At 69.6% G+C, this 18,555-nt stretch carries 16 protein-coding genes; 9 read left to right on the top strand and 7 right to left on the bottom strand.

Features of this window, described 5'->3' with window-relative positions; genetic code table 11:
- Positions 1 to 136 precede the first annotated feature (136 nt).
- Entirely contained in the window at positions 137 to 376 is a 240-nt protein-coding gene (locus tag ABGB08_RS48690) for an exodeoxyribonuclease VII small subunit (RefSeq protein ID WP_155354797.1), read from the top strand.
- Between the two features lie 142 nt (positions 377 to 518).
- Here the strand turns inward: ABGB08_RS48690 and ABGB08_RS48685 are convergent, their stop codons facing one another.
- The 3 genes from ABGB08_RS48685 to ABGB08_RS48675 all read right to left on the bottom strand — a co-directional run bounded on the left by ABGB08_RS48685 (position 519) and on the right by ABGB08_RS48675 (position 2,111).
- A complete protein-coding gene (locus tag ABGB08_RS48685) occupies positions 519 to 731 on the bottom strand; it encodes a hypothetical protein (RefSeq protein WP_347605459.1) in 213 nt (70 codons plus the stop codon).
- Between the two features lie 216 nt (positions 732 to 947).
- Positions 948 to 1,484 carry a DUF4245 domain-containing protein gene (locus tag ABGB08_RS48680; RefSeq protein ID WP_347605456.1) on the bottom strand — a complete coding sequence of 179 codons (537 nt, stop codon included), beginning with the start codon at positions 1,482 to 1,484 and terminating at the stop codon, positions 948 to 950.
- 24 nt (positions 1,485 to 1,508) lie between these two features.
- Positions 1,509 to 2,111: a TetR/AcrR family transcriptional regulator gene (locus ABGB08_RS48675; RefSeq protein WP_347605453.1), complete on the bottom strand. Its 603-nt coding sequence runs from the start codon at positions 2,109 to 2,111 to the stop codon at positions 1,509 to 1,511.
- A gap of 449 nt (positions 2,112 to 2,560) precedes the next feature.
- Here ABGB08_RS48675 and glpX point away from each other — a divergent pair, with 449 nt between their 5' ends.
- Positions 2,561 to 3,595, top strand: coding sequence for a class II fructose-bisphosphatase (glpX, locus tag ABGB08_RS48670; protein ID WP_347605450.1), 1,035 nt, complete (start codon positions 2,561 to 2,563; stop codon positions 3,593 to 3,595).
- A 175-nt stretch (positions 3,596 to 3,770) separates the two neighbouring features.
- Here glpX and ABGB08_RS48665 read toward each other — a convergent pair whose 3' ends face one another.
- Positions 3,771 to 4,403, bottom strand: coding sequence for a DUF1707 domain-containing protein (locus ABGB08_RS48665; RefSeq protein ID WP_347605448.1), 633 nt, complete (start codon positions 4,401 to 4,403; stop codon positions 3,771 to 3,773).
- 110 nt (positions 4,404 to 4,513) lie between these two features.
- Here ABGB08_RS48665 and ABGB08_RS48660 point away from each other — a divergent pair, with 110 nt between their 5' ends.
- Positions 4,514 to 5,683: an MFS transporter gene (locus ABGB08_RS48660; RefSeq protein WP_347605445.1), complete on the top strand. Its 1,170-nt coding sequence runs from the start codon at positions 4,514 to 4,516 to the stop codon at positions 5,681 to 5,683.
- A gap of 9 nt (positions 5,684 to 5,692) precedes the next feature.
- Here the strand turns inward: ABGB08_RS48660 and ABGB08_RS48655 are convergent, their stop codons facing one another.
- Positions 5,693 to 7,066, bottom strand: coding sequence for a PLP-dependent aminotransferase family protein (locus ABGB08_RS48655; protein ID WP_347605442.1), 1,374 nt, complete (start codon positions 7,064 to 7,066; stop codon positions 5,693 to 5,695).
- 68 nt (positions 7,067 to 7,134) lie between these two features.
- Between ABGB08_RS48655 and ABGB08_RS48650 the strand changes: the two genes are divergently transcribed.
- The 6 genes from ABGB08_RS48650 to ABGB08_RS48625 all read left to right on the top strand — a co-directional run bounded on the left by ABGB08_RS48650 (position 7,135) and on the right by ABGB08_RS48625 (position 15,569).
- Positions 7,135 to 8,061: a DMT family transporter gene (locus ABGB08_RS48650; RefSeq protein ID WP_347605437.1), complete on the top strand. Its 927-nt coding sequence runs from the start codon at positions 7,135 to 7,137 to the stop codon at positions 8,059 to 8,061.
- A 37-nt stretch (positions 8,062 to 8,098) separates the two neighbouring features.
- Entirely contained in the window at positions 8,099 to 9,739 is a 1,641-nt protein-coding gene (locus ABGB08_RS48645) for a fumarate hydratase (RefSeq protein ID WP_347605434.1), read from the top strand.
- A gap of 93 nt (positions 9,740 to 9,832) precedes the next feature.
- The gene (locus ABGB08_RS48640; protein ID WP_347605431.1) at positions 9,833 to 10,999 is read left to right on the top strand and encodes a serine/threonine-protein kinase; all 1,167 of its coding nucleotides are present in this window, start codon (positions 9,833 to 9,835) and stop codon (positions 10,997 to 10,999) included.
- Positions 11,000 to 11,055: 56 nt separating this feature from the next.
- A complete protein-coding gene (locus ABGB08_RS48635) occupies positions 11,056 to 13,269 on the top strand; it encodes a serine/threonine-protein kinase (protein WP_347605428.1) in 2,214 nt (737 codons plus the stop codon).
- Positions 13,270 to 13,279: 10 nt separating this feature from the next.
- Positions 13,280 to 14,668, top strand: a complete 1,389-nt coding sequence (locus ABGB08_RS48630; protein ID WP_347605425.1) for a class II fumarate hydratase — start codon at positions 13,280 to 13,282, stop codon at positions 14,666 to 14,668.
- 67 nt (positions 14,669 to 14,735) lie between these two features.
- The gene (locus ABGB08_RS48625; protein WP_347605422.1) at positions 14,736 to 15,569 is read left to right on the top strand and encodes a 3-hydroxybutyrate dehydrogenase; all 834 of its coding nucleotides are present in this window, start codon (positions 14,736 to 14,738) and stop codon (positions 15,567 to 15,569) included.
- Here the strand turns inward: ABGB08_RS48625 and ABGB08_RS48620 are convergent.
- Both ABGB08_RS48620 and ABGB08_RS48615 read right to left on the bottom strand, forming a co-directional pair.
- Positions 15,566 to 17,476, bottom strand: coding sequence for a glycosyltransferase family 2 protein (locus ABGB08_RS48620; RefSeq protein WP_347605419.1), 1,911 nt, complete (start codon positions 17,474 to 17,476; stop codon positions 15,566 to 15,568). The two genes, ABGB08_RS48625 and ABGB08_RS48620, sit on opposite strands and share 4 nt — an antisense overlap.
- 77 nt (positions 17,477 to 17,553) lie before the next feature.
- Entirely contained in the window at positions 17,554 to 18,303 is a 750-nt protein-coding gene (locus ABGB08_RS48615; protein ID WP_347605416.1) for a lytic transglycosylase domain-containing protein, read from the bottom strand.
- Positions 18,304 to 18,555: the final 252 nt, after the last annotated feature.

Below are 18,555 nucleotides of genomic sequence, written 5' to 3'. Positions count from 1 at the left end.
GCGAAGTGCCGGAACGTGCGGCATGTCAACCCCGGATGAGCTCCGACCCGCGTTCGCGGTGCAGGGACCACGCCGGAGCGGCATGCCTGTTACCCCGGACTGCCCCGACTTACGGGGCAGGTCTTAGGGTGGTGCTGTGGCCCAGGACAAGCAGACCCCATCGTACGAGCAGGCGCGCGAGGAGCTCACCGAGGTGGTCCGCCGCCTCGAAACCGGCGGCCTCACCCTGGAGCAGTCCATCGAACTCTGGGAACGCGGCGAAAAACTGGCCGCCGTCTGCGAAGAATGGCTCCAGGGCGCCCGAGCCAAACTAGCCGCCGCCCTGGCCCAACGAGAAACCCCCCACCCCAACACCTCCGACGAAGCCCCCTTCTAACCCAAACCCCCAGGCTGGCATTGCCTCCGGGCACGTCCGACGAAGCGGCAGCGGCATTCGTGGCGTGGTCTTAACCATCCCGCCAGACGGGCGCTCCCGCGCTCGGGACCATCCGGCCGACAAAGACCGCGCTGGACCGGAACTATCTGCAGGTGGGCCCGAGTTGCTCGCCGGGGGCGGGCTCCTCGTCGGACGGCGTGCGTGACTCGAAGAGTTTGTAGAGGCCGGAGATTCCGAGGCCGATCGCAAGGAGTATTCCGGGCGGGTTCAAGAAGCCCTGGAAGCCTGCGACGGCGGTCGCGATCATGAGCGCGACGATGACGCTGGCGATGATGTAGCGGACCGGGTTGGTCATGTCCTCTTCCTCCGTTTATCGCCGGAGAAATGTTCTCCATAGCGTCATTGGAGAGGCCGCTGCTTGCACGGAGCTTGATGACCACCTGCGAATGCCGGGCTCTGTGACCGAAGCACAGCGCACAAATGCTGACAAATCGGCGAGGGCTGGGGACCTGCTAAAAGGCCATCGCCCCTGGATCTTGGTTGGTCAAGTTCACGCTGGGCTGGGGACCAGTTAGGAGGCTGCGGGTTTGGGGGCGGGGGTGAGGGTGGTGGCTAGGGCTGTTAGCTCGGGCCAGTCGGCGGAGCCGGTGATGATGATGGTGTGGTCGGGGAGGATCCGGATTAGGGAGCGTTGGTTTTTGTCTTCGCGGAAGCGTTGTTGCCAGGTAGTGCCGGCTATTTGCTGGGTGCCGGTGATGGTGGCGGTGTTGGCCATGCGGGCGGCGAAGTCGGCGGTGGGGGTTTCGTTGCTCTGGGCGAGCATGGCGTGCATCTGGTTGGCGGTGGCGAAGCCGAGGCGCCAGGTCAGAGTGTTCTGGTCCTGGGTCACGCGGGAGCTGGTGGGGGTCCAGCCGGTGGGGACCTGGCGGGGGACTTCGACCCGGTAGGGCGCGAGACGGGCCGCGTTCGCGGTGTCGATGCTGAAGTCCACCCGGGGAATGTGCTGGGTCCGGCTTTGCGGGGTGATCAGGAGGAACGCGCCTGCTGCCAATAGGCAGACGAACAATGCGAAGGCGTAGCCGTAGAAACCCTGGGTGAATTGGCGCACGCCAATGGAGACTACCGGGCGGGGTCAGTGGGGGCGGATTCGGCTGATGATGAGGAGGGCGTCTTCGGCCATCCGGCTGGCGGCTTCGAGGTCGTCGGAGAGGGTGAGTTCCTGGACGACGGCGGCGAGGGCGCCGGTGATGACGACGACGAGGGCGTCCTCGTTCTCGAAGAGGGTGGCGTTGCGGCGGGCCCACTGGCGGAGGCGGTCGCGCATGATGACCTCGAAGCCGGGCGGGCCGTCGCCCCGGAGGAAGAGGGCGGCGAGGTCGCGTTCGGCCAGGCAGCCGTCGAGGTAGGCGCGGGCTCCGGCGAGGAACAGCGGCATGGGGTCGGATTCCCCGGAGAGCCGGGCGAGCTGGACGGCCTGCTTGGTGCGGTTTGTCTGCCGGGTTTGGAAGTCTTCGAAGAGCGCCCGATAGAGGTCGGCTTTGCCGGAGAAGTGATGATAGAGGCTGCCGACACTGGCTCCGGCCCGCTGCACCACGTCGGTCACCCCGGAGTCGGCGAAGCCGCTGGTGATGAAGATCTCCCTGGCGGCGTCGAGAAGCGCGCCGCGGGTGGCGGCGCCGCGCTCGGACGTGCGCACGGTGACCGATCGTTCGGTGGCGCTCGTGTCGCTGCTCATGGTGGCGAGATTATCCTCCACCGTCACTCCACGAGACCGAACCTTCGCTCTAGACGGCCCTCACAGCCCTTTGGGAAGACCCAACTATCGCTCCGGAAAGCCCCACGACGCCCGTGAAGCAGAAGCTCGTGAAGCAGAAGCTCGTGAAGCAGAAGCTCGTGAAGCGGACCCGTAAGGCGGAAACTTCGGAAAGCTCGCGGAAGCGACAACTAGCCTCACGGAAGCCTCGCGAAGCCTCGAGGAAGCGCCGGACGGCCGCCTTGATCGGCATTCGCGCGCCCGCGCCCCGGCTCAGCTGATCAGTTCCCCACCTTGATCACCCTCCCGAAGAGCCTCGCTGAGCCGTTCAGGGCGTGTGGGGGAAGCCGGTCGTGGTCGGCTGGAAGGGGGCAATTACGATCGAATGTGTCGCTGCTGGGTAGGGAAGCACCATGTGAAGGAGTTCGATCATGGCTGATCAGACGGCTGTCCCCGGTGTGCTGGCGACTGGGGATCATGTGCCGGACCGGAACCTGGCGTTGGAGCTCGTACGTGTTACCGAGGCGGCGGCCATGGCCAGCGCCCGGTGGGTGGGGCGCGGAGACAAGATCGGAGCCGATGGCGCAGCGGTCAACAGCATGCGCCAGCTGATCAACACGGTGTCGATGCGCGGGGTCGTGGTGATCGGCGAGGGCGAGAAGGACAACGCGCCCATGCTGTTCAACGGGGAGGAGGTCGGGGTCGGGACCGGGCCGGAGTGTGATGTGGCCGTGGATCCGATCGACGGCACCCGGCTGTGCGCGCTGGGCATGAACAACGCCATCTCGGTGATCGCGGTCAGCCCGCGCGGCTCCATGTACGACTCGTCCGCCGTCTTCTACATGGAGAAACTGGTCACCGGCCCGGAAGCGGCCGACTCCGTGGACATCAACGCTCCGGTGGCGCACAACATCGGCGCGGTCGCCCGGGCGAAGGGCGGCAAACCATCGGATGTGACGGTGGTCATCCTGGATCGGCCCCGGCACGAGCAGATCGTGAAGGAGATCAGGGAGACCGGGGCCAGGATCAAGTTCATCACCGACGGCGACGTGGCCGGGGCGATCATGGCGGCCCGCGCGGGCACCGGCGTGGACCTGCTGCTCGGCATCGGCGGCACCCCCGAGGGCACGGTCGCGGCCTGCGCGATGAAGTGCCTGGGCGGGGTCATCCAGGGCAAGCTCTGGCCCCAGGACGACGCCGAGCGCCGCCGCGCCCTGGACGCCGGGCTCGACCTCGACCAGGTCCTGCTCACCAATGACCTGGTCAGCTCCGACGACGTGTTCTTCGCCGCGACCGGCGTCACCGACGGCGAGCTCATGGGCGGCGTACGCTACCGAGGCGGCGCGGCCGTCACCCACTCGCTCGTCATGCGCGGCCGCTCCGGCACCATCCGCAAGATCGAAAGCGAACACCAACTCTGGAAACTCGGCGCCTACAGCGCCATCAACTTCGACACCGCCCTCTAAAGACCACCAACGGAGACGCAGCCCGCCGGGCTCACCGTTATCCGGCACTGTTCGCGGCGGTGGTGGTTCTCGCTATACCGCGCCAAGAACGGCAGCGGGTGCTGGGTGTTGCCGTGGAGCTCCACCCACCTCTCGGGCTCCGCCCGCCCCCGCCATCGCGGTGGTTGCCAGGGAATCAGCGGCGGAAGAATCCCCGTTTGGGGGGTTTGGGGCAGCGGGCGATGACCTTGCCGCCGTACACGAAACCGGCGAGTTCGATGATCGGCGGGGAAGGGGAGTCCGGGGGGCGGGTTTCGTTCTTGAAGGAGCGGACGCGGGCGCCGGGGGCGGGGGTGACGAGGACGCCGTCGGGGACGAGCAAGGTGACCGTGCCGCCCATGACGGCGAGTTGGACGACCACGCGGTGCGAAGCCAGGAGGGCGTCGCGGAGGTCGATGTTGACCTTGCCGCCGAACGAGGTGACCGGGATCTTGGCGGGGACGACCCAGCGTCCGCCCCGGTTCTCGGTGCGGAACAAGGCCATGACCGGGCGGTCGTGCATGACGATGGGCTGGTCTTCGGGAGGCAGCAGGTCGCGGGTGAGCTCGGCGAGCCCGCCCAGCGTCTGGGCCCGGTAGGCCGCCTCGACGCGCTCTTCGTGCTCATCGGGCGAGAGCCTGCCGTCGGCGACCGCGTCGGTGAGCGCCATGATCACTCGCTCCCGGTCGGCGTCCGAGGCGCGCAGGTCCTGGGGCCTGGGGCCGCTGATGTCGCGGGGAGCCACCCAGGCGGCGATCCAGTCGCGGAAATCGCGGAACTCACTGCTCACGCCCTGAGCCTAAGCGCTGACCCCAGGGTTCAGCACACCCGTTGACCGCCGTCTCCGGCACCCCTAGCCTGACGGAAATCTTGAATGCCCCTCATGTTAACGGAGGCATCGTGGCCCCCTCCCCACGAGACCGGCAGGCACGGCTCGCCACCTTCGCCGTCTTCTTCGTCCAAGGTCTCACCTTCGCCACGCTCCTCACCCAGGTCGCGGCCCTCCAGGAGAAGCACCGCCTCAGCGAGGGCGAACTGACCCTGCTCCTGCTGGTGGTCCCCGTGATCGCGGGCGTCGGCAGCGTGCTCGCGGGCGCCCTCGCCGCCCGGTACGGCAGCCGCTGGATCCTCCGCGCGGTCCAGCCCTTGGCCTGCGTGGCGGTGGCGTTGTGCGGATTCGCCGCGAACGTCCCCCTCCTGATCGGCGCCCTGGTCCTGTTCGGAATCGGCCTCGGCGGCGTCGACGCCGGAATGAACATGCAGGGCACGGCCGTCGAACGCCGGTACGCCCGCCCGGTGATGACCAGCTTCCACGCCCTCTGGAGCGCCGCCGCCGTGATCGGCGCCGGTTGGGCCTCCCTGGCCGCCGACTCCGGCCTCACGCTCGGCCCGACCTTCACGATCGCCATGGTCCCCGGCATCGCCATCTCCCTGATCGCGTCCTACTGGCTCTGCACCCCAGCGCAAGAACACGTCGAAAACACCACGCGGGCCCCCGGCCGCTTCCCCTGGGCTCCGATCCTGCCGCTCTGCCTCGCGATGGCCTTCCTGTACGTCGGCGACTCCTCGATCTCCAATTTCGGCTCGGTCTACTTCGACAAGATCATGCTGTCGGAGGCGTGGCTGGTGCCGTGGGCGCTGGGCGCGTACCAGGCGACGACGTTCCTGGTCCGGGTCGGCGGGGATGTCGCGGTGCGCCGGTTCGGGCCGGTCGCGATCGTCCGCACCGGCGCGGTGGTGGCCACGCTGGGCTTCCTGGCGATCGTCGCCGCCCCCAGCGAGGCCCTGGCGATCGCCGGTTTCGCCCTCACCGGAGTGGGTCTGTCGGTGATCGCCCCGCAGTCCTTCTCCGCGGCGGGACGCCTGGATCCGGCGGGCACGGGGATCGCCATCGCCCGGGTCAACATGTTCAACTACGTCGGGTTCATCGTCGGCGCGGCCCTGGTGGGCGGCATCGCGGACGCCGCCGACCTGCGGATCGCGTTCATCGCCCCGCTGGTACTGGCCGCCGCGATCATCGTCCTGGCCCGGGGTTTCGATGCGCGCCCGGTCAGCCCTCCCCTCCGATAGCCCACCCGATCAGCCCGTGCCATGGCCCGCCTGGTCGGCCCTCGCATGCCATGGTCCGCCCTCCTGGGCGATAGCCCGAACGGCTGCCGCGATCCGATGCTCCGGCAGCCGCGCGAACCCGATCGCCAGCCCGTCGCCCGCGACTTCGGCGGCGAGGCCGTGCGCCTGTGCGGAGCGGGCGAAGATGGCGGGGTCGTCGAGTTCGGCGTAGAGGTGCAGACCTGCCGAGATGCCGCGAACCCGGATGTCGGGGAAGTGTTCGGCGAGGGCTTGGACGAGGGCGTCGCGGCGGGTGCGGTATTCGCGGCGCATGCGGCGGAGATGTCGCTCGTATCCGCCTGATCTGATGAAATGTGCGAGCGTGTGCTGGTCGATCACCGGGGAGCCGAGGTCGAGTTCGGCGCGCGCTAGCCGTACCGCGCGGGCCAGGGCGGGTGGGGCGGCGAGCCAGCCGAGGCGCAGACCGGGGGCGAGGGCCTTGCTGACGCTGCCCGCGAAGACGACGTGGCCGGGGGCGAGGCCCTGCAGGCAGCCGACGGGGTCGCGGTCGAAGCGGAATTCGGCGTCGTAGTCGTCTTCCATGATCGTCGCTCCGGTGGCGGCGGCCCAGGCGACGAGTTCGGCCCTGCGGCGCGGGGACAAAACCACGCCTGTCGGGTAGTGGTGCGCGGGCGTGACCAGCACGGCCTCAGCGCCGGTACGGGTAAGCGTCTGCACATCCACGCCCTCGTCGTCGACCGGCACCCCGACGAGTTCGGCTCCGGCGCGCCTGAGCAGGGGTTCCTGGCGGGCGCTCGTGGGCGATTCCGTGGCCAGCACGATCGGGCGGCCCTTCGCCTGGGCGAGCACGGTCACCAGCAAGCTGAGCCCTTGCGCGACCCCGGTAACGATCACGATGTCGCCAGGCGTCACGTCGGCGGCGCGCACCCGCCGGAGGTAGGCGGCCAATTCCACCCGCAACTCCAGCACCCCACCCGGATCCCCGTAATCCAGCCCATCGTTCGGCAACGTGGTCAGCACCTGTCGCAACGCCGCCGACCAGGCCCGCCGCGGAAACGCCCCCAAATCCGGAGATGTCGGCCGATGCGCAAAGGACGCCTCCGGCGGAATGACCGAAGGCTCCCGTTCGGAACGCCCCGCCGTCACCGCCACCCGCGTCCCAGCCCCGATCCGCGACTCCAGAAAACCCTCCGCGACCAGCTGCTCGTACGCCTCGACCACCACCCCGCGCGAAACCCCGAGATCCCTCGCCAGATCCCGGCTCGCCGGCAGCCGAGCACCCGGAGCAAGCCGCCCGCACCGCACCGATTCCCGCAACTCCCGCGCGATCTGCCCCGCGATCCCCCCGGCCTCCCGATCGATCTCCACATGAAGATCAGCCAATTGGTCCTCAATTCCCGCACATAATTGGACTCCTAGCGAGAACCATTACATCCCTAGCATCGTGCGACATGACCACGGATATCAAGACAGCCCACGCCCTAGACCTCCAGGCCGTCGCCATGGCCACGAGCGCGATGTTCATGGTGGGCACCCTCGCGGCCGTCTCCGACGTGATCCAGAACTACCCGCTCTACGGCGGCCAGGCCGTCCGCTACGCGGTCGCCGCCGTGGTCCTGTTCGTGGTGGCTCAGGCCATGGACACAAGGCGGTTCCGGGCTGAGCGGTTGACTTCGCGGGATCGGGTGCTGCTTGTGTTGCTCTCGCTCACCGGGCTTGTGATCTTCAATATTTGCGTGATCGAGTCTGCTCGGCATGCGGGTCCCGCGCTGGTCGGGACCGTTCTTGGGACCGTGCCGCTGGCGCTGGCGTTGTGTGCGCCGATCCCGGCCATGCTGAGCCGGGCCAAGCCGACGCCGCCGTCCAGGCGGATCCTGATCGCCGCCGCCGTGGTGGTGGCGGGGGCCACCCTCGCGACCGGGCTGGGATCGGGGACCCCGGCCGCGCTGCTATGGGCGTTGGGCGCGCTCGCCTGCGAGGTGTGCTTCTCGTTGCTGGCGTTGCCGCTGCTGCCGAAGTTGGGGGCGATCAGAGTGTCGGCGTATTCTGCGGCGCTGGCCGTGCCATCGCTGCTCGTGCTCGGGGTGGTCTTCGACGGGACGGGGATCCTGCGAGTCCCAACGCTCGCGGAAGCGCTCGGACTGGGGTATCTGGCACTGATTGTGACAACGGTCGCGTTCTTCCTCTGGTACAGCGCGTTGCCCCGGCTCGGCCCGGGGAAGGCGGGGTTGTTCGCCGGGATGATCCCAGTTGGCGCGATCGGCACGGGAGTCGTACTCGGCCTTGGCGTGCCGTCCGTCGCGGACCTCGCGGGAGCGGCCCTCGTGATTGTCGGGATACTCATCGGCCTGCGGCCGGAGCGAGGGGTCGTACAGTGAACGGCGAGTGGACACCCCGCACGGAGGATCAAGGACGATGCCCGAGTTCGACTACACCGACCTGCTGCCGCTGGGCGCGGACGAGACCGAATACCGTCTGATCACCGCGGAGGGGGTGCGGGTCGTGGAGGGGGCGGGGCGCCGGTTCCTGGAGGTCGACCCGGAGGCGCTCCGGCTGCTCACCGAAACCGCGATTCACGATATTTCCCATTACCTCCGGGCGTCCCACCTCGCCCAGCTCCGCAAGATCATCGAAGACCCCGAATCGAGCGGCAACGACCGTTTCGTCGCGCTTGACCTGCTCAAGAACGCCTCCATCTCGGCCGGCGGCGTGCTCCCCATGTGCCAGGACACCGGCACCGCGATCGTCATGGGCAAACGCGGCCGCCACGTGCTCACCGACGGCCGCGACGCCGAGCACATCTCGCGCGGCGTCTACGACGCCTACACCAAGCTCAACCTGCGCTACTCCCAGATGGCCCCGCTGACCATGTGGGAGGAGAAGAACACCGGCTCCAACCTCCCCGCCCAGATCGAGCTGTACGCCGAGGGCGACGACACCTACAAACTCCTGTTCATGGCCAAGGGCGGCGGCTCGGCCAACAAGTCCTTCCTCTACCAGGAGACCAAGGCCGTCCTCAACGAGAAGCGCATGCTCCAGTTCCTGGAGGAGAAGATCCGCTCGCTCGGCACGGCCGCGTGCCCGCCGTACCACCTCGCGGTCGTGGTCGGCGGCACCAGCGCCGAGCACGCGCTGAAGACCGCGAAGTACGCGAGCGCCCGCTACCTGGACAGCATCCCCACCGAAGGATCCCCGGCCGGGCACGGCTTCCGCGACCTGGAGATGGAGAAGAAGGTCTTCGAGCTCACCCAGAAGCTCGGCATCGGCGCCCAGTTCGGCGGCAAGTACTTCTGCCACGACGTCCGGGTGATCCGCCTGCCCCGGCACGGCGCGTCCTGCCCGGTGGCGATCGCGGTCTCCTGCTCCGCCGACCGCCAGGCCCTGGCGAAGATCACCCCGGAGGGCGTGTTCCTGGAGCAGCTGGAGACCGACCCGGCGCGTTTCCTGCCCGATACCACCGACGAGCACCTCTCCGACGACGTGGTCAGCATCAATCTCAACCGGCCCATGTCCGAAATCCGAGCCGAGCTCACCAAGTACCCAGTCAAGACCCGCCTCAGCCTGACCGGCCCGCTGGTCGTGGCCCGCGACATCGCGCACGCCAAGATCGCCGACCTGCTGGACGCGGGCGGCGAGATGCCGCAGTACCTCAAGGATCACGCCGTCTACTACGCCGGACCCGCCAAAACCCCCGAAGGGTACGCCTCCGGCTCCTTCGGCCCCACCACCGCCGGCCGGATGGACTCCTACGTGGAGCGCTTCCAGGCGGCCGGGGGATCGATGGTCATGCTGGCCAAGGGCAACCGCTCCAAGCAGGTCACCGAGGCGTGCCAGAAGTTCGGCGGCTTCTACCTGGGTTCGATCGGCGGCCCGGCCGCCCGCCTCGCGCAGGACTGCATCAAAAAGGTCGAAGTCCTGGAATATCCGGAACTTGGGATGGAGGCGGTCTGGCGGATCGAGGTCGTCGACTTCCCCGCCTTCATCGTCGTGGACGACAAGGGTCAGGACTTCTTCCAGGACACCACAGGCCCGGTGTTGACCATCGGCAGGCGTTGAACGACCGTCCTGACCGGATTTGACAGAAGATCTCGACAACTATTCGGCCAGGTGTCTACAGGCACGTGTACCGAAATGGGTAAGCTGCCACCCATGCGCGCGCCGTCCGGATACCAGTTAGCCGCGCGTTACCGGCTGCTCCAGCCGGTGGGACGCGGCGGCATGGGGACCGTCTGGCGTGCCCGCGATGAGCTTCTTGACCGTGATGTCGCGGTCAAGGAGGTGCGGCTGCCGCTGGTCCTGGACGAGGATCTGCGCGCCGAACTGTGCGCCAGGACCGAACGGGAGGGCCGGGCGACCGCCATGGTGGCCCACCCCTCCGTCATCACGGTCTTCGACGTCATCACCGAGGACGACCGGCCCTGGATCGTGATGGAGTTACTCAAGGCCGAGTCGCTGGAGGAGCTGGTCAAGAACAGCGGCCCGCAGGACCCGCAGCGGGTGGCCGAGATCGGCCGCCAGGTATTGGGCGCGCTGCGCGCCGTGCACGCCAAGGGCATCCTGCACCGGGACGTCAAGCCCAGCAACGTGCTGGTCACCGAGGACCGGGCGGTGCTGACCGACTTCGGGCTGGCTGCGCTGGAGGGCGACGTCTCGATCACCCAGGCCGGGATCGTGCTCGGCTCGGCCGGATACATCGCGCCGGAACGGGTGCTGGGCGACAAGGCCAGCCCCGCCGCCGACCTGTGGTCGCTCGGCGCCACCCTGTACACCGCCGTCGAGGGCCGGGGCCTGCACGGCCGCCGTACGGCTGCCGCCGCGCTGGCCGCCCTGACCAGCGGCGCGCCGATCCCGATGGAGCGGGCCGGGCCGCTGGCCCCGGTGCTGCGCGGCCTGCTGCAGATCGACCCGGAGGCCCGCCTCGACGCGGTCCGGGCCGCCCTCATGCTGGCCCGGGTGGCCGCGGGCGGCTCCGCCGAGGAGCCGATCACCCCGCATCGCACGCCTCGCCCGTCCGGGCCGCCGGTGTTCCCGTCGGCGACCCGCAAACCACCGCATCGCGGGCAGCACCGCGCTGAGGCGCGCCCGCTGCCCCGGCCCGCGCCGCGCCCGTCTCCCCTGCCGGTCTACCCGCGCGAACCGCACACCGGCGAGATCGCCGCCGTGCCGGTGCCCGCCCAGCGCCGCCGCCCGAGCGAGGGCGTGCACCGCAAACCGGCGGAGTACGAGGTGACTCCGAGCCCTTTCTCGCGAGCCCTTTCCAACTTCCTGAAGATGGTGCTTCCCCGCCGGTTCTGGCCCCGGCGGCTTCGCCGATGAAAATTCGCAAGTGATCAGAAAGCGATACTCAAGGAAGAATCGCTATCTTTCTACTCATGCAGAGCAGGCTGCTCGCTGAGCGCTACGAGTTGATCACACCCCTTGGTCGCGGCACCATGGGCACCGTCTGGCGTGCCGTCGATCGCTCGCTCGGGCGCGACGTCGCGGTCAAGGAGATCAGGCAGGATTCGGGTCTGACCGCCGAGCAACGCCACGAGCTGCGAGAACGCATGATCCGTGAGGGCCGCACCGCGGCCAGGGTGCGCCACCCGTCGGTGGCCACGATCTACGACGCGATCGAGTTCGAGGGCGTGCCGTGGATCATCATGGAGCTGGTCGAGGGGCGCTCGCTGGAGGGGGTCATCGAGGCGGAGGGGCCGCTGCCGCTCCGGCTGGTGGCCGAGATCGGCCACGATCTGCTCGGCGCGCTGCGGGCCGCGCACGCCCAGGGCATCCTGCATCGGGACGTCAAGCCCAGCAATGTGATCCTCACCGATACCGGCCGGGTGGTGCTCACCGACTTCGGCATCGCCAAGTCGATCGGCGACAGCGCGCTCACCCAGACCGGGATGGTGATCGGTTCACCCGGATACACGGCGCCGGAACGCGCCAGGGGCGACCACACCGGGCCGGAGTCCGACCTGTGGGCGCTGGGCGCGACGTTGTACTACGCGGTGGAGGGCCGTCCCGCGTACGAGCGGCGGTCGGTCGCCGAGACGCTCACCGCGCTGATGACCGAGAGCTGTGACCCGCCCACGCATGCCGGGCCGCTCCGGCCGGTGCTGGAGGGCTTGCTGGAGAAGGACTACACGCTCCGGCTGACCCCGGACCGCGCGGCGGTGATGCTGCGCACGATCGCCGACACCCCGACTTCGATCCGCCTGCCGGGCGAGCCCGTCGCTCCGCCGATGCGGCCTGCGGCGCCCCCGCCCCAGGCCCCCCGGCCCGCGAGCCCACCGCCGCCCATGCCACCGCCGCAGGCGCCTCGGCCCGCGAGCCCACCGCCGCCACCCGCGCCGGTGCCGGGTGCGGGATCGGACGAAACTGATCGCACGGTCGTGATCGCCCGTTCGCCCGGCGGAGCGCTCATTCCGGAAGTGGCGGAAATGCCCGCCGCCGACACGCCGACCGTCGTCAAGAAGTCGTCCGCCGAGGACACGACGGTCGGGGGACGGCTGCCGGGCAAGCGCGTCTTCCCGCCCGACAACGACGCCACCCCGAGCTCGCTCCCGCTGCCCGGCGCTCCGCAGCGCCCGCAGCAGCCTCCGCCGCCGCCCGGCCCGGCGCCTCTCCAGAACCAGCCCGCCCCTCCGCCCTTCGCCCATCCGGCACCGGGCTACGCTCCGCCGCCGGAGTACCAGCCGGGTCCGCCGGCCATGCCCATGTACGGCCAGCCCCCGCCCGTACCGCAACAGCAGCCGCAATACCCGCAGCAGGGTTATCCGCAGGGCGAGGTGCCGCAGGTGCCGCCGATGGTGGCTCCGCTGGGGATCGGCCCGGATTCGGCGACGCGGGCCGTACCCATCCCGGCGGGGCTGACGCCGCCCGGCGGCGGAATGCCGCCGCAGGGGCTGGGCACCGACCTGTTCGCTATGCAGTCCAAGCAGGGCGGGCCCCCGGCCAAGCAGGGACGCAACGGCCGCAAGGCGGCGCTGATCATCGCGATCGCGCTGGTCGTCCTGGCGGCCGCCGCGATCGCGGTGTTCGCGATGAACGCGCTCGGCGCGAGCGCCGACGACGCCACCCAGCTGAAGCGCCCGGCTCGGGCGACCAGCAGTCCCAGCAGCGCAAAGGCCGCCCCCGACCCTGCCCTGAAGCACCACGAGGACTCCAACGGCTTCACCGTCGACTATCCGAGCCGTTTCGCCGAGCCCAAGGGTGACGAGGACGGCATCACGTTCGGCAAGGGTCTGAACCGGATGCGCGTGGAGGTCGTCCCCGAGCGTCCGGCCGACCTGGTCGAGGCCATCCAGGCGGTCGAGGCGGCGCGCGAGCAGGACGGTGAGTACCCCGGCTACCAGCTGATCAGGATCGCCCCGGTCCAGCCGAGCCCGTATTCGGGCACCGACACCGCCGACTGGGAGTTCACCTACGAGGACGGCGGCAAGACCGTCCGGGTGTTGTGCCGCTGGGTGTCCGTGCCCGGCGGAGCCACGTACGCGATCTCCTGGCAGGCGCTCGAATCCGAATGGGAGAAGTCCGCCCCGGAACGGGACGCGGTCTTCGCCTCGTTCGCCCCCACTTTGGAGAGGCCGTCCGGAGGTTCTTGATACTGGAGTCATGACGCGGATCGAACATGACTCCATGGGCGAGGTACGGGTGCCCTCCGAGGCCAAATGGCGGGCCCAGACCCAGCGCGCGGTGGAGAACTTCCCGATCTCCGGCCGTGGCCTCGAACCCTCCCATATCGCCGCGCTCGGCCGCATCAAGGCCGCCTGCGCCACAGTCAATTCCGAGTACGGCCTGCTCGACCAAGACCTGGCCGAGGCGATCCGGGAGGCCGCAAACGAGGTGGCCGAAGGCCAGTGGCACGATCACTTCCCCGTGGACGTGTTCCAGACCGGTTCCGGCACCTCGTCCAACATGAACGCCAATGAGGTGATCGCCACCCTGGCCGAGGAACGGCTGGGCCGCCCGGTCCACCCCAACGACCACGTTAACGCCGCACAGTCCTCCAACGACGTCTTCCCGAGCTCTATCCACATAGCAGCCGTCCAAGCCCTCACAGACGATCTCACGCCCGCCCTGGAGCATCTGGCGACCGCCCTCGTCGCCAAGTCCACAGAATTCGCCGATGTGGTCAAATCCGGCCGCACTCATCTGATGGACGCGACCCCGGTCACGCTCGGCCAGGAGTTCGGCGGCTACGCGTCGCAGATCGAGCACGGCATCGACCGCGTGCTGGGCACGATCCCCCGGGTGGCCGAACTCCCGCTCGGCGGCACGGCGGTCGGAACCGGGATCAACACCCCCGACCGGGCCTGGGCCGGAAAGGTCATCGCCGAACTGGCCGGGGCCACCGGCCTGCCGTTCACCGAGGCCGGGAACCACTTCGAGGCGCAGGGTTCGCAGGACGGGCTGGTCGAGCTCTCCGGCGCGCTGAAGGTCGTCGCGGTGTCGCTCATGAAGATCGCCAACGATCTGCGCTGGATGGGCTCGGGGCCGCGCGCCGGGCTGGCCGAGATCAGCCTGCCCGACCTGCAACCCGGCTCGTCGATCATGCCGGGCAAGGTCAACCCGGTCATCCCCGAGGCCGTCACCATGGTCGCCGCCCAGGTGATCGGCAACGACACCACGGTCACCCTGGCCGGCGCGTCCGGCGCGTTCGAGCTCAACGTGATGCTCCCGGTGATCGCCCGCAACGTCCTGGAGTCGATCCGGCTGCTGGCCAGTGTCTCCCGCCTGCTCGCCGACCGCTGCGTCGCCGGCATCACGGCCAACACCGAACGCCTCCGGGAGTACGCGGAATCCTCCCCCGCGATCGTCACCCCCCTCAACCGCTACCTGGGCTACGAGGAGGCCGCGAAGATCGCCAAACAGGCCCTGGCCGAACGTAAGACCATCCGCCAGGTCGTCATCGAGCGCGGCCACGTGGCCGGCGGCGCTCTCACCGAAGCCCAGCTGGACCAGGCCCTGGACGTCCTGTCGATGACTTATCCATCCACATAGTGCGATACGGGAGTATGTCGGCCAACCCCATGGGCGGCCTCCGGAACGCCGCCTAGATTCTGCGAGCATGACGAGTATGAACGGGGATCTAGCGGGACGTACCGCACTGGTCACCGGTGCGGGCAGTGGCATCGGGCGGGCGTGCGCGCGGCGGCTGGCGGCGGCCGGGGCGCATGTCGTGGTCGTGGATCTGCATGCCGAGTCGGCCGAGAAGGTGGCGGCCGAACTGGGCGGGACTCCGGTGACCGTGGATTTGTCGGATCCCGGGTTCATGGCGGCGATCCGCGATCAGGTCGCGCGCAGCCCGTACGCCCAGGAGAGCGCGGACTGGACGGCGCCGTCACCCCCCGACGAGGTCCGGATATTTCCGGACATCATCGTGAACAACGCGGGGTTCCAGCATGTCGCGCCGATCGAGGAGTTCCCGCTTGAGGTGTTCGCCCGGATCCTCAAGGTCATGGTGGAGGCGCCGTTCCAGCTGGTCCGGGCGGCGTTGCCGCACATGAAGGAGCAGGGCTGGGGCCGGGTGGTCAACATCTCGTCGGTGCACGGCCTGCGGGCCTCGCCGTACAAATCCGCGTACGTGACGGCGAAGCATGCGCTCGAAGGGCTGTCGAAGGTGATCGCCCTGGAAGGGGCGTCCTTCGGCGTGACCTCCACCTGCGTGAGCCCGGCCTATGTGCGTACGCCCCTGGTGGAGGCCCAGATCGCCGCCCAGGCCGAGAGCCACGGCATCGACCCGGCCGAGGTCGTCGAGCAGATCATGCTCCAGCCCGCCGCGATCAAGCGCTTGATCGAGCCCGAGGAGGTCGCCGAGATGGTCGCCTACCTCTGCTCCCCCCAGGGCTCGTTCATCACCGGCGTCTCCATCCCCCTCGACGGCGGCTGGAGCGCACGCTAGGACCTCGACAACCGCCGGGCGATCCGCCGGAACAGGGACGGCTTAGCGGCGGGCTCCACGGGCAGCACCCGCACCTGCCCCGCCCGGCTGACCTCAAGCCCGAACCGCAGATCGACCACCTTGTCGTCCATCCGCAACCGCGGCCGCCACGTTCCCGGCCCGAGCACCCCGGCCCCGCTCAACCGCCGGACGGGCACCTTGGCGACCAGTTGCCCGGCCAGCCGCCCGGGCACCCCCGGCTCCACCAGCGCCGGAACCACGATCGTCCGCCCCCGCCCGCCCTTCTGCCGCAGCAGCAGCTCCACCATCGGCCCCCCGCTGGGCGGCACGTAGGGCACCGGCATCGCCACATACACGTGCCCGTCCCGCCGCGCCACCGACACCCCCGGCGACACCAGCGCGATCGACTCGGGGAACGACCGCGGCTCCACGCACACGCTCAGCTCCCCCAGCTCCGACCAGCACGGCACCACCAGCCGCCGGGGATAGTCCGCCAGCACCCCGGCCACGTTCATGCCCGAGTCCGGCCGCCCGACCCGGCTCCGCGCCGGATGGGTGCCCCGCATCCGGACGTGCACCTCCCACACCCCCGGATCGACCGGAGCGCCCAGCGCGGCCGTGCCCACGTCCAGCCGGGCCGCGCCGACCGCGCGCAGCCGTACCCGCTCGCCCACGACCTTCTGGTCGACCTCGCTGGTCACCGGCAGGAAGAAGCTGACGCCAGTGTCCGGATTGCGGATGAACACCTCCATCCGCGCGTTCGCCGCGGCCTCCGTCACATCGGCCAGCTCCGGATCGAGCAGCCCGTCGATGGCCACCGGCGGCGTCCACAGCAGCCGCCCGTTCTCCTGCCGGAACCACAGCGGCGAGCCGTTCGCCCGGACGATCTCCACCGTCAGCGACAGGGTGAGCACGCTCGATTCCCAGCGCACGTCCGACAGCCGGGCCCGCAGCCGGGTCCCCTTCGACTCCCAGGCCAGATCGGTCAGCTCCGCCTGCCGCCCGGCCCGCAGCAGCGCCACCCGCGCCCGCTGGTAGACCGGCAGGTACGGATCCAGCCGCGCCGGGAACCGATCGGCGGCCAGCTCGCGCAGCTGCGTGAACGTGGCCGTCCGCCGCGGCGGCGAGCCGCTGGTGAACCGCGCGCCGCCCAGCCGCCGCAGCGCCAGCACCCGGAACAGGTAGGCGTTGATCCGATCCCGCTGCGCCCCCGGCTGCGTCTGCGCGTCCACGATGTCCATCAGCGCCCGCAGCCCCGAGACCAGCTCCCGCGGATCCTCCGGCTCCCCCGGCCCGCCCGGCGCCACATGGCAGCAGACCGGCTCGGCCAGGATCGCCACCACCTTCGCCGCCAGGTAGGCGTGCAGCACGAAGGCGTGCTCCGACAGCGCCCGCTCGGCGAAGCGCAGCTGGTGATCCTCCAGGAAGTCGCGGCGGAACAGCTTGTGCGCGGTCGGCACGGTCAGCAGCCGGTCCTTGAGCAGATCCGCCCGATCCCGGTTCCGGCTGAACACCGACAGCGGCGGCCCGTCCAGGGCCAGCCGCCCGAGCAGCACGTCGGCGTCGGTCTCCACGGCCTTCGCGTGCATCTTCACCATCGAGCCGGGTTCGAGCCGGTCGTGGGCGTGCATGAAGAACACGTAGTCGCCGCGCGCGGCGGCGAGCCCCGAATTGCGCCCCTTGAGCGGCGACCCGCTGTGCTCCAGGTGCAGCACCCGGATGTTGGGGCGGACCGCGGCGACCGCGTCCAGGCGCGCCTCGGTGCCGTCCGTGGACTGGTCGTCCGCGAAGATCACTTCATATTCGTCCGGCGGCAACTCCAGCAGCGAGCGTACGCACGCGTCGAAGGAGTCGTTCGAAGGCCCCGGATTGAACACCGAGACCACCACGCTGACCTTCACACCCATGCGGCAAGCGTGCGCCGCTCACCGGCGGGGGCGAATCCGCCTTGCCGAAGGATCAGGAAACCCTGACCTGGATTTCGCTAGTACCAGCCCACCCGCTGGGAGTGTCCCCACGCGCCGCACGGCGAGCCGTACCGGTTCTTGATGTAACCGAGGCCCCACTTGATCTGGGTGGCGGAGTTGGTCTGCCAGTCGCTGCCGGCGCTGGCCATCTTGCTGCCGGGCAGCGACTGCGGGATGCCGTAAGCACCGCTGTAGCGGTTCATCGCCCGCTCGTTCCAGCCGCTTTCCTTGTCCCAGAGCTTCTCCAGGCAGCCCCACTCGTCCGACCAGCCCATGGCCTCGTTCATGGTCTTGCCGAGGGCCTTGTTGCTGCCGGGGTCGGGGTTGGAGCCGGTCGGGAAGTCGATCGGCGGGAATCCGCCGCCGCCGGGGGCCTGCGTCGGCCGCTTGGCCGGGTCCAGGGGCTTGCGGCCCTCCCGGTCGGCCTCGATCTTCTCCTTCTGGATCGCCGCGGCGGCGTGCGCCTTCAGGGCGTCGAGCTGGGGGCTGCTCTCGAAGTCGCCGGCCAGCACGGCCGGGTCAATCACCTGCGGCGGCAGGCTGTTGTTGTAGATGGAGGTCTTGACCAGGTAGGTGGTGCCCCCCGCGATCACCGCCACGGTGACGGCCATGATGGCGATGCGCTTGGGGGTCAGCACGGGTTGGCGCGGGCGGCGCGGCGGGAGGTCGGGGCGATCCTGCCGGGCGGGACGCTCCGGACGCCGGGCGCGCCGGGACCGGGCGCGCGGCGGCGCCGACCGATCCGATAACTGCTGACCTGGACTCACGACCTATGAGCTTGCCCTGGGACGGGGGGTGGTCCGCAACCCATACATGAAAGTGAGTTGGTGTTCCTTTGACCTAACCGCCGGTTACATGGGGTTTCTTGGTCATTGTGATTTTGGTCACAGTGCTCGTGTGGTGCGTGTTGCTGGAGGGGCCGCCCCTCGGACCCCCGTACCGAAGGAGGGCCCCCTGGCCAGCCTTCCGGGGCATCGTTGGGATCCTGTGCGTCCGGTGTCACGGTTTCGGTACATTCG

The sequence above is a fragment of the Acrocarpospora sp. B8E8 genome, from assembly GCF_039871605.1.
GTDB classification, from domain to species: domain Bacteria; phylum Actinomycetota; class Actinomycetes; order Streptosporangiales; family Streptosporangiaceae; genus Acrocarpospora; species Acrocarpospora macrocephala.
This window is presented reverse-complemented; position numbering and strand designations above follow the sequence as displayed.

Coding starts and splice junctions, on each gene's coding strand:
- ABGB08_RS48685 (WP_347605459.1), bottom strand. CDS start 731: ATGACCAACCCGGTCCGCTACATCATCGCCAGCGTCATCGTCGCGCTC.
- ABGB08_RS48675 (WP_347605453.1), bottom strand. CDS start 2,111: ATGAGCAGCGACACGAGCGCCACCGAACGATCGGTCACCGTGCGCACG.
- glpX (WP_347605450.1), top strand. CDS start 2,561: ATGGCTGATCAGACGGCTGTCCCCGGTGTGCTGGCGACTGGGGATCAT.
- ABGB08_RS48650 (WP_347605437.1), top strand. CDS start 7,135: ATGACCACGGATATCAAGACAGCCCACGCCCTAGACCTCCAGGCCGTC.
- ABGB08_RS48645 (WP_347605434.1), top strand. CDS start 8,099: ATGCCCGAGTTCGACTACACCGACCTGCTGCCGCTGGGCGCGGACGAG.
- ABGB08_RS48640 (WP_347605431.1), top strand. CDS start 9,833: ATGCGCGCGCCGTCCGGATACCAGTTAGCCGCGCGTTACCGGCTGCTC.
- ABGB08_RS48635 (WP_347605428.1), top strand. CDS start 11,056: ATGCAGAGCAGGCTGCTCGCTGAGCGCTACGAGTTGATCACACCCCTT.
- ABGB08_RS48630 (WP_347605425.1), top strand. CDS start 13,280: ATGACGCGGATCGAACATGACTCCATGGGCGAGGTACGGGTGCCCTCC.
- ABGB08_RS48625 (WP_347605422.1), top strand. CDS start 14,736: ATGACGAGTATGAACGGGGATCTAGCGGGACGTACCGCACTGGTCACC.
- ABGB08_RS48620 (WP_347605419.1), bottom strand. CDS start 17,476: ATGGGTGTGAAGGTCAGCGTGGTGGTCTCGGTGTTCAATCCGGGGCCT.